We start from the raw sequence: 9571 nt of genomic DNA, 5'->3' as shown, positions 1-9571 counted from the left end.
CCAGCGGTGCGTTCCACTTCCTCGTCGACAACTACGGCGGACCCGATACCCCCGTGGTGGGGACGATGGTGCGCGCAGTTGCTCCAGACCGACACCTCTTCCAGGTCCCACGGATGTACGTGGTGCTCCTGGAACTCGCGCACCATCGTCCCCACCACGGGGGTATCGGGTCCGCCGTAGTTGTCGACGAGGAAGTGGAACGCACCGCTGGCCGCGTCAGTGGCCGCCCAGGTCGTTGTCGCCACGGCCGCGGTGCCCACCGCGGCGAGCACCGCGCTGGCGGCGGGAAGGCCGGCGATCTGCATGCCGATGTTGGTCAGCGTCCAGGCCGCGGCGCCCACACACGCCGCCGAGACGACCTTGTCACCAAGAGGTGTGGGCTTGTGCGCAACGACCGGGGGATTCGGCGGGGGAAGCGGTCGACCGTCCTGCGTGGGATCTTGATCGGCCGCGTAGATGTCGGTGGGAGGGGCTGTGGCAACCGATGGCTGCTCGGCTGACGTCAGCGGCGACGTGCGCGAGAGAGAGGTGCGTCCGACAGTGGTGGGAATGATGGTCTGCATGATGGAACCCCTTCTTTCATTGATCTCTTGAATGAGGAACACATGGCCAGGTGATGCGGAAGATCGCGGGTCAGGTCGACGACGTGGGCGGGCGCAGCGATTCGACGATGGTACCGCGGAACTTCTCGGCCTGGTCGTCGTAGGCGACGCCGGTCAGCTCCGACTTGGCCTGCCCCATCGCGCGGTGCAGCGCAACGGTGAGCGAACGAACCGCTTCCTTGCGGCGGGCGCCCTTGCCCGCCCCGACGTCGGAGGTGTGGTCTCGATAGGGATCGAGGGCGATGGGCGGGGCGATCTTCACGTGAGCCACGTCGCGACTTGCCCACGCCCGTGCCGTGAACAGCGTGGCGACGGTTGTTCCACTCGGGCTCTGACGTCGCTCGGTGCGCCACGCGGCCCGCAACGAACGCACTCGTCATCGCCGTGGTCACCGCGCTGGCCACGGCCTGCACGGTCGGACCACCCACCACAGCCGCCGTCAGGCCGGCGGCGGTGACCGCAGCTGCGGCGAGGGCCCCGACCGACTTCTCCCCATATCGGGGAAGATTGTCTGGACGATAGTGGATGGCGAGGGGCACGATGGACGCCACGCCTGATCGAAGCGCGAAGGCCGCGGGCCCCTTCTTGATGGCGCCGATGCGCCCTTCCTTGTGCTCATCCGGCAGCGAGCCTTCCGGGAACACGCAGAGGTCGGCCCCCTGACGCAGCACCTCGAGGCTGTGACGACAGGTCAGCAGGCTCGGTTTCTCGCGATCGACGGGAAAGGCGCCACCCCAGGTCATGAGACGCCCACGAAGGCCGTCGAACACGAACTTGTTGGCCATGAACCGCATGTCCTTCGTGTTCACCGCCGCGGGGACGAGCGGCGGATCGAACATGCTGGGGTGGGTCGGGCAGTACACGTTCGGACCGCTCGTCGGGAGGTTCTCACGCCCCTCGACGACGAGACGGAAGCGCCCCGCGATGACTGCCCTGTTCAGGGGGCGCATCAACCAGGTGTGCCGCGGGTGCGACAGCCCATCCTTGGGCCCGGTATAGTCGGGCACATCAGCGCCCACGTTTGGTTCCGCCTCGCGCGCGCGCGGCGCGGGGGGCGCGGAGCACGCAGCTCTGTTCACAAGTGACGCAAGCATACCCTCAGAATTCCTTCCGATGTTCTGCGTCGCTCAAACCTCTTGGGCGCACTCTACAAGCACGAATGAAAAAATAACTGAAAAATAACGATGCCGATCAGACATCTTCCGCTCGACCCGTCATCACGCAAAAAAAGAGCGTGCTCGGCGTCGAGCACGCTCCCTCCGTCGGCGCGAGATCGCGCGCTATCAGATGCCTACGAACAGCCGCTCCAGCTGGCGCAGATGCGCCTCCGCATTCCCGGGTCCGACCAGCCCAAAACCGTCGTACCCCGACGGTCCCACGGCGCTGATGCTTGCGTCGATCTTGTTCTTCCTGGCTTGATGGTTCTCCATCTTGAACACCTCCTGCAGACGCGGTGCGTCTTCTGCGATGGCGGGCGCAGACCCGCCTGGTCTCGTGGCTCCAGGCCCATTCGTCTGGGCCGAACCCAAAGCTCACACCCGCATCATGATCACCCTGCCTCATAAAGACCTGAAGCCACCGTGAAACAGCCGTGAGCCGGAGCACGCTGCCGTCGGCGCTGATTTCACGACCGGTTCACGCCGGTTTCAGCACCGTTCAGACCGGCGCGCGTAGAGTTCGCACCGCTGGCCACAACAGGGTCGCAGCCGCGCACACCAGAGGCGCGGCAGACCATCATCGCACTTCCCAGAGAGGTCGTTCCTACTGTGATCACAAGCGTCACCGCCTCCCCTCACCCGGCGCAGCGGCCTGCGCTGCCCAGAACGACGAACCGGCAGGAGCCAGAGAACGAGCCCTCTCCCACAGACACGGCTGACATCAACCTCCCTCCCCAGCTGAAGCCATCAGACTACGACCTGCCGCTGCGCAAGCAGGTGCGGGCCGCGCTGACGCCCGCTCTGGGAACCGCGCTCCTGGGCGGGTTGACGTGGGGTATCGCCACGATTGCCGGACCGCTGGGGGTGGCATTCAGCGCCGTCCTGATGCTGGCGTACACGAACGACGCATTCGAACATATGCCCGAGCTGTGCGATCGCATCCCGCGCCTGGGAGCCGCGGCCAGTACCGCTGCTGCCGTAGGCGGCGGCTTCGCGACGGTGGCACTCGGACCTGCGGTTCCCGCCGTGCTCCTGTGTGCGGGCTGGCTGAACGAACGGGTCAGGGAAGAGCTGGAGTGGGCGCAATGCGACCACATCGGGAAGACGAATCAGGTCGCGTACTCGGGAAGCCATCGCACGTCTGAGCTGTTTCATCACGCCCTGTCGAACGCCGAGCTCTCGGTTGCCGATCGCGCGGCTGCAACCAGAGAGCTCGAGAGCCTGCAGGCACTCGAGCAGCAGGGTTACAGGCTTGGCGACACGCTGTCCGGCTTTTCGGACCATCTCGTGTCGATGGACTACCGACAGTCACGGCTGTACGGCCCCGACAGCGAGGAAGGCCGGCCGATCTTTCTGCGCGACCTTCCCGTGATGGCCGCCTTGTGTGGTCACGGCTCCATCCCTGACGGGTTCGACGCCGAGATCGCGGCACGCCTCGTGGACTGCATCGATCGCGGGACAAGCCTGCTGCGAGAGGACCGAACCTGGAACGGAGAGGGGGTTCCGTCAACCCGCGCGGGTCGCCTCATCGACCTGGTCGACGTCCTTCACTTCGCGGGACGCTCTCCCACAGTGATGGCACACAGCGGCACGCTCTTCATCCCGCTGTCGAGCGACACGGTGAGCGATCTGGTGATTGAGGCAGAGGCCGCCACCTCTTTCATTGAAGGCTGCCACCGACACTCTTCCGCCCTCACCGAGGCGCTAAGGGCCACTGACTCTCGGGATGCCAGCAAGTTGTTCCAAGCCATTCGCGTCCTCACCCCAGACGCTCAGGAGATGCATCTCGCAGCGCTCGATGCGCTTGCCCTCGCCGGCGCCGTATCAGGGCAACAACCCGTAGACAACGAGACGCGTCCCGAATATTCGCTACGGCAGCACTACGAGACGCTGCTCGCCTCACGCGACCCCAACGTTGCGCTCGAGCAGAGCACGGCCCAGTACGTCACCCTGCTGTCGGCGCTCGTCACCATCGGAAAGGCCAACGAAGCCCCGGAGCTCTACCGGGCTATCCGCGCGAGCCTGGCCGCGGGCGCGAGCAACGAGACATTCGAAGACAAGACCCAGCGCGCGTTCACGGTGCTCGGAAGCGGAGGCACCATCGAGGCTGCGGCCAGCGCCGTGCTGCGCGCTCCGCAGAGCGAGCAGCACGAGGGGATCGAGAAGGAAGACGGCGTCGTGCGCATCGGCGGGGTGGAGATTCCCGTTCATCGCTGATGGCCTTGTCGTCTCGTCTCCAGAGCCTCTTCAGCGCAGCTCGATGGGCTGCGCCAGGACTCGCCGCAAGACCAGCGAACCCGCTGTCATGCCCCATCTGGCCACAATCTCGCGTTCACCAGGCGCTCCCCGCGCACCCGAAAGCGTGCGTGTACGTGCGGCAGTGCACCTCAACGGCCCTGGCGATGGGCAGCGCTCTCTCGACACACCATCGTCAGGAACAGAACGGGGGGCTGGCGAAGCTCGTCCCCTGCTCCAGGCACCCGCTGTGCTTGCTCTGCGTGGCACTCGAGGTGATGAGATGCTGCAGGCGCGGGGCCTGCCAGGGCTGGCGAAGGTTCCCTGATGCGTGCGCATCGCTCGCGTTCGGCCTGGGGTGCGCGTTGCTCTCGATTTCCATTCCCCTACCTCGTCTCTTGCCTGAAGCCGTCGTGGGCTTGTGCTGATGTTCGACACGGTGGCTCAGCCCGCCCTTCCGACCCGATACGACTGCTCGCCTCTGGTACCCCCGCGTGAGCTTCATCGCCGCGTGCCTCGCCCACTGTCAGACCGACCCTGAGGTCGCGGTGGCGCGCCTGCTCGACAGCACCGCGTCTTGGCCCAGCGACGGCATCTCGCGCTGGCATGATGACGGCTTCGCCCTCGGAGGGCGCTGGCTCTGGCTGACCCCAGACGCCGAGCGCGACGCCTCCCCCATCGTTGATATCTCCCTGGGCCTGGCCCTGGTGGCCGACGTCCGCCTCGATGACCGCGAAACCCTGTGTCAGAACCTGAACGCCCATCACGAAACCCCCGACAGCCGCCTTCTGCTGCACGCCTACGCGCGCTGGGGGACGGGATGCCTGCATCACCTGCACGGTGACTATGCCTTCGTGGTGGCCGATCTGGCGCGCCGCACGCTGTTCTGCGCGCGAGACGCCCTCGGGGTTCGCCCCCTGTATCACGCGGCGCTCGCCAACGGGGCCGTCGCGTGCGCCAGCGATGCGGGCGCGCTTCGTCACCTGCTCGACGGTCCGCAGGGAGACGATCGACACCTCGACATCCCCTTCGTCCTGTCCTACCTGGGAGACCGCGTGGACTGGCACGTCGAACGAACCCTGGATGCCCGCATCAGAAAAGTGCCCGGCGGCCACTCCCTGCTGCTCGCCGAACACCGTTCAACCCTGCGTCGATGGTGGCATCCAGAGCAGATCCGCACCGTTCATGGCGTCACGGTGGCGCGTGCCGCCGCCCTGATGGCCCCCGTCGTGGAACGTGCGGTAACCGATCGTCTCCGGACCTCGAAGCCAGTGGCCCTCCACCTGAGCGGCGGGCTCGACTCGAGCCTGGTTTCGGCCCTGGCGGTGAACGATCTGCGCACCCGAGGCGCCCCGCTGGCGGGTGCCTGGAGCTGGATGCCTCCTCCGTCCGACGACCCGCAGACGCAAGAGTCATCTCGCGTCCAGACCGTGGCCCGACATCTGGGGCTCGAGGTGACGCCCCCCCCCCTCTCCTCCGCCGACGTGCGCGCCTACCTTGCTCTCGATCCACTCGATCTCCCCTGCGAGAACACCGTGCTGCACGAGGCGCGGGTCGTGCGAGAGGCGCACCTGCGGGGGGCCGGTCTGATACTGAGCGGCTGGGGAGGGGACGAGCTGCTCTCGCATCACGGCTGGACCTTCTTCTCGTGCCTGTTCATACAAGGGCGGTGGCTGCAGCTGTGGCGTGCCTTCGAAACGTCTGGGCTGCGCAGCCTGCGGGCGCGGCTTGCCTCCATCGTGGTTCCTCTGCTCGGCGCGCTGCGTGGCATACAATTCAGCGGCGCCGGTCCGCCTGTGCTCTCCGCGGCGTGGGCCAGACGACCGCGCCCCCTGAGCGGGCGGGTTCGCCTTCCCGTCGATCACCGCCAGCGAATGCTCGCCAACCTGCTCAGCGGACGCCTCAGCGCACGCACCGAGTCGTGGGCAGCGCTCTCGGCGCGGAACGGCGTCCAGCACGTCTACCCGCTGCTCGATCGTCGCATCGTGGAAAAGGTTCTGACCCTGCCTCTCGAGGTGTTCAGCGACGGCCCTCACGGCCGGCTGCTGATGCGGCGGCTGGCCGAGCCCTGGCTGCCCCACGAGATCGCCCGCGAGACAGACAAGACGGACAGCTCGCGCATCTCCCACCTGCACGCACAGATGACGGCGACACTTCCTCACCTCTGCGACGCCCTCGACTCCCGCCGACTGCCCCCGTCGCGCATCTGCTTCGTCGACCTCGAAGCGATGCGCAGGCGCATGGCCACCCCGGAAGTGCCCGCATCCTACCGGATGCTCGACGCGCTGCGCTTCATCCGCGTCGTGCCCGATCTCGACACCGCCCGCTCTGCTCAGACCGAGTAGCCCAGCCGCTCCATCACGAGGCCGTGGTCGTCGCGAAGGCGGGAACGCTGGGCCGGTGTGAAGCAGCGCTGCCACTCCCCCGCCTCACCGCGACGGAAGAACCGCGCCGCGTGAACGGATCGCTCCACAAACCCGTGTTCACGCTCGAGATGCTGCAGCCGCTCGAGACGGCACATCTCCACGGCACGCTCGACACGCGCCTTCTCCGATGGAATCTCAAGGAAGCGCAGCACCCGCTCGAGCTCGCCGGCGGTGTCTGTGAGCAGGTTCTCATAGTGTCCTGCGTGGCCATGAGGTCGAGCACACCATCGAGGTCGAGGCCGTAGTGATGCGTGCTGCTGACCGCAACGTCGCCGGGGTGGCGCACGAGAACCACCGCACGCGTGCTCTCTGGCGGACCGAAAACGAGCTGACCGTCGCCGTTCGTCAGACAGGCGCCATGTGCTTTCACGAACGGGTAGCGCAGATCGTTGCTCGCCAGGTGCTTGAAGTAGGCGGGCAGGAGAAGGGCGATCTCATCCACGGTCATATCGGAGGAACACGCCCCGCACCAGGCATCAAAGGCCGCCCGCGAGCGGACGAAGCCTCCCCCCCCGAGCCGGTTGAGATCGAGCGGGTTCGACGGCCCATCGATGTACTGCTGCAGCAATGCGCGCATCCAGGTGTTCCCCGATTTCGGGTAGGAGACGAGCCAGCACGGATCGCTCATCGCCCGCTGGCCTCGGACAGGCGGCGAGCGGTCTCGAGCGCCGTGAGGTCGCCCCGCTGGATGCCCAGCAGCGGAACGCGTTCCACCACGCGTCCCATGTCGCGCATCACGGCAGCGATGTGGGATCGTGGCTGCAGGTCGAGCAGCGGCGATTCTGAGCTGAGGGTCGCAACGCGCTGAAGCCCGTGCTGCCGAGTCACCTCACCGCGTCCTCGAACCGCGTCGAGCACCGCGAACGCCCGCACCGGGACGGCCCGCTCGACGACCGACGAGACTGCGACCTGAAACCCGCCGCAGGCCCGTCGCGTGGGACGACCACGACCCAGCCGTCGGACACCAGACGCGCCCCCTGCTGCAGAAGAGCCGCGCCGACGGTGGACTTCCCCCCACTCGACGGCCCGATGAGCACGAGCGCCTGCCCGTCGAGTGAGACGGCAGTGCCTCGCAAGACCCGCAGGCCCCGCTGCTGAAGCAACATGGGCAGCGCTGCGCCGAGCACGAAGGCGCGCAGGTCGTCGTCACCGGCACCCGCCTCGCGCTGATGGTCAACGCGTTGCCCCCCCACCACCCGCAGGCGGAGCAACCTCGGCATGCAGAACAGGGCGCCCTCATCGCTCACCTGCCAGAGTCCGCGCGCGCGAACGGGCCGCTCGAGAGCCTGCGGCACCTGCGCCGCCGCGATGCGAATCGCCCCTGCGTGCTCGGTGTCCGCAGCGGAGACAGCGTCGTGCCAGAGCAGCTCGAGTCCGAACAGCGCCTCGCGCATTTCCTCTCCCCATCGTGTGCTCGCCGCCCCCCATTCGGGTCCACCCTGCGTCGCGCCTGCACACATCTCGAGGGCACGCCCTGGCGCACCTGCGGGCACGCTGAAACAGCCAGGCCAGGCCTGCCTCGCGACCTGCTGATCGCCTCTCGACCGCGAGCGTCGAAGCGGTCGCTTACGCCTGTGCCGCGGGCGACGGCTGCGAAGCGCGCAGCGAGAGTCGCACCCGCGTGTCGGAGGGGTGCACCGAGATGTCTGAACGCACGCCCACAGGGGCATCGCTCACCGCCGCGAGGTCGAAGCGACGCGCCATGCCCGCGAGCATGGCCGCGGCCTCGAGACGGGCGAGGTGCACCCCCAGGCAGATGCGCACGCCGCCTCCGAAGGGGAACGTCTTCGGATTGGCGTTGAGGTACCGCTCGGGATGGAACTCGGCGGCCGGATAGCCGGTCTTGCGCACACCATACATCTCTTCATCGCGATGGGCGTGGAAGACGCTCATCACCACGGTGGTGCCCTTCGCCACGGGGATGGCCCGATCCGGGGGGCCGATGGTCGTGTCGGCCTTGGCGCGTCGCACCAGGAACCAGGCCGGCGTGTAGAGACGCAAGGTCTCCTTGATGGTGTTCTGCACGGCGGTCATGTCCTGGAGCGTCGCCGACGTCGCCGGCTTCCCCGCAGCCGCGTCGGCCTCGGCGTGCAGCTGCGCCTGTACGCGGGGGGTGCGCGATAGCAGCACGCTGCTCCAGCTGAGCAGCGTGGCGGTGGTCTCATGGCCGGCCAGCAGAACGGTGAGCACCTCGTTCCTCAGCCGCTCGTCGCTGAAGGGACCGCCGGTCTCCGGATCGCGCGCCTGCAGCAGGCCGTCGAGGAGATCTGTGGTCGCGCCGGGCTGGGCGCGCCGCTGCGCGATGATGCGATCGCCCAGATCGGTGAGGGTCTTGTACGCCTCCTTGAGGGCACCCGCCCCAGGAAGGATGCCCGCCAGGTTGCCGAGGCTGACCGATGTCGGATTGAGGGTCTCGCTGCCGAGCCATTCCATCACGACGCCAAAGGCGTGCTGCACACGCTCAAGCTCGGGCTTCGAGAGCGTGGTGCCGAGCAGCGTCTGCAGCGCCACATCGAGGGTGGCCTGCTGCATCACCGGACGCACGTCGACCTCCACGGGCCCCTTTGCCGCGCGTTGGGCCAGGGCGTCGAGATGCGCGTCGAGAATCGACGACACGCGCGCCGTCATCACGTCGTCTTGAATGGCCGCGGCCGAGAGGTGGGGCTGCATCGCGCGATGCGCCTGCTTCCAGATCTCCCCGTTTGCGAGAAAGACGTTCTCGGTGCCCACGAGAAACGACAGCCCGTGTCCCTGCAGCGGCGGCTTCTCCCACGACTCGTCGGCATTGTCGGTGTGCACCAGCGGCGCCGACAGCGCCTGGGGGCGACAGTCGAACAAGAGGTCTGATCCCGTGGGCAGCGTCACGCGGAAGGTCTGTCCGTGTTGCCCGTGAAGCGCGTCGAAGAACCCGATGGGATTTCGGCGATGGCGACGAACGCCGTTGATGAACGCCAGCAGCCCGACACGTGGCGGCAACGGCGCCGCGTGCAGCGGAGGCGCCTTGGCGAGGGCTGCTCCCACCGCACCCCCTGCGACCGAGGCGGTGCGGAGCGCCATCGACGAGGCGGTCTGGGCACGCGCGGACACGTCGATGGGGCCTGGCTGGGGGGTGGCGATCTGCCCGTACAGCGCAAGACGCTGCTCGAGCGCC

At 67.6% G+C, this 9571-nt stretch carries 9 protein-coding genes; 2 read left to right on the top strand and 7 right to left on the bottom strand.

The features are described 5' to 3' along the window. Together EB084_12865 and EB084_12860 are read right to left on the bottom strand one after the other, a co-directional pair. A partial coding sequence (locus EB084_12865) for a hypothetical protein (protein NDD29149.1) occupies nt 1-563 on the bottom strand: 563 nt, incomplete at its 3' end. After that, nucleotides 503-1696 carry a 1-acyl-sn-glycerol-3-phosphate acyltransferase gene (locus EB084_12860; GenBank protein NDD29148.1) on the bottom strand — a complete coding sequence of 398 codons (1194 nt, stop codon included), beginning with the start codon at nt 1694-1696 and terminating at the stop codon, nt 503-505. The genes EB084_12860 and EB084_12865, both read right to left, overlap by 61 nt. A gap of 672 nt (nt 1697-2368) precedes the next feature. On the opposite strand from EB084_12860, the gene EB084_12855 reads away from it, so the two are divergent. Continuing rightward, nucleotides 2369-3976: a hypothetical protein gene (locus EB084_12855; protein NDD29147.1), complete on the top strand. Its 1608-nt coding sequence runs from the start codon at nt 2369-2371 to the stop codon at nt 3974-3976. Nucleotides 3977-4190: 214 nt separating this feature from the next. Here the strand turns inward: EB084_12855 and EB084_12850 are convergent, their stop codons facing one another. Beyond that, a complete protein-coding gene (locus tag EB084_12850) occupies nt 4191-4376 on the bottom strand; it encodes a hypothetical protein (GenBank protein NDD29146.1) in 186 nt (61 codons plus the stop codon). A 112-nt stretch (nt 4377-4488) separates the two neighbouring features. On the opposite strand from EB084_12850, the gene EB084_12845 reads away from it, so the two are divergent. Then, nucleotides 4489-6339 (top strand): hypothetical protein, encoded by a 1851-nt coding sequence (locus EB084_12845; protein NDD29145.1) that lies wholly within the window; start codon nt 4489-4491, stop codon nt 6337-6339. On the opposite strand, the gene EB084_12840 is transcribed toward EB084_12845, so the two are convergent. The 4 genes from EB084_12840 to EB084_12825 form a co-directional block, all read right to left on the bottom strand. Next, nucleotides 6327-6773, bottom strand: a complete 447-nt coding sequence (locus tag EB084_12840; protein ID NDD29144.1) for a hypothetical protein — start codon at nt 6771-6773, stop codon at nt 6327-6329. The genes EB084_12845 and EB084_12840 overlap by 13 nt on opposite strands. Nucleotides 6774-7044: 271 nt before the next feature. Further along, nucleotides 7045-7248 (bottom strand): hypothetical protein, encoded by a 204-nt coding sequence (locus EB084_12835; protein NDD29143.1) that lies wholly within the window; start codon nt 7246-7248, stop codon nt 7045-7047. Beyond that, on the bottom strand, nt 7245-7814 hold the full coding sequence (locus EB084_12830) for a hypothetical protein (GenBank protein ID NDD29142.1): 570 nt from the start codon (nt 7812-7814) through the stop codon (nt 7245-7247). Before EB084_12830 ends, EB084_12835 begins: the two co-directional genes overlap by 4 nt. A gap of 172 nt (nt 7815-7986) precedes the next feature. After that, on the bottom strand, nt 7987-9571 hold a 1585-nt coding region (locus tag EB084_12825), incomplete at its 5' end, for a cytochrome P450 (protein NDD29141.1).

The sequence above is a fragment of the Pseudomonadota bacterium genome (genome assembly GCA_010028905.1).
Classification (GTDB): Bacteria; Vulcanimicrobiota; Xenobia; order RGZZ01; family RGZZ01; genus RGZZ01.
This window is presented reverse-complemented; position numbering and strand designations above follow the sequence as displayed.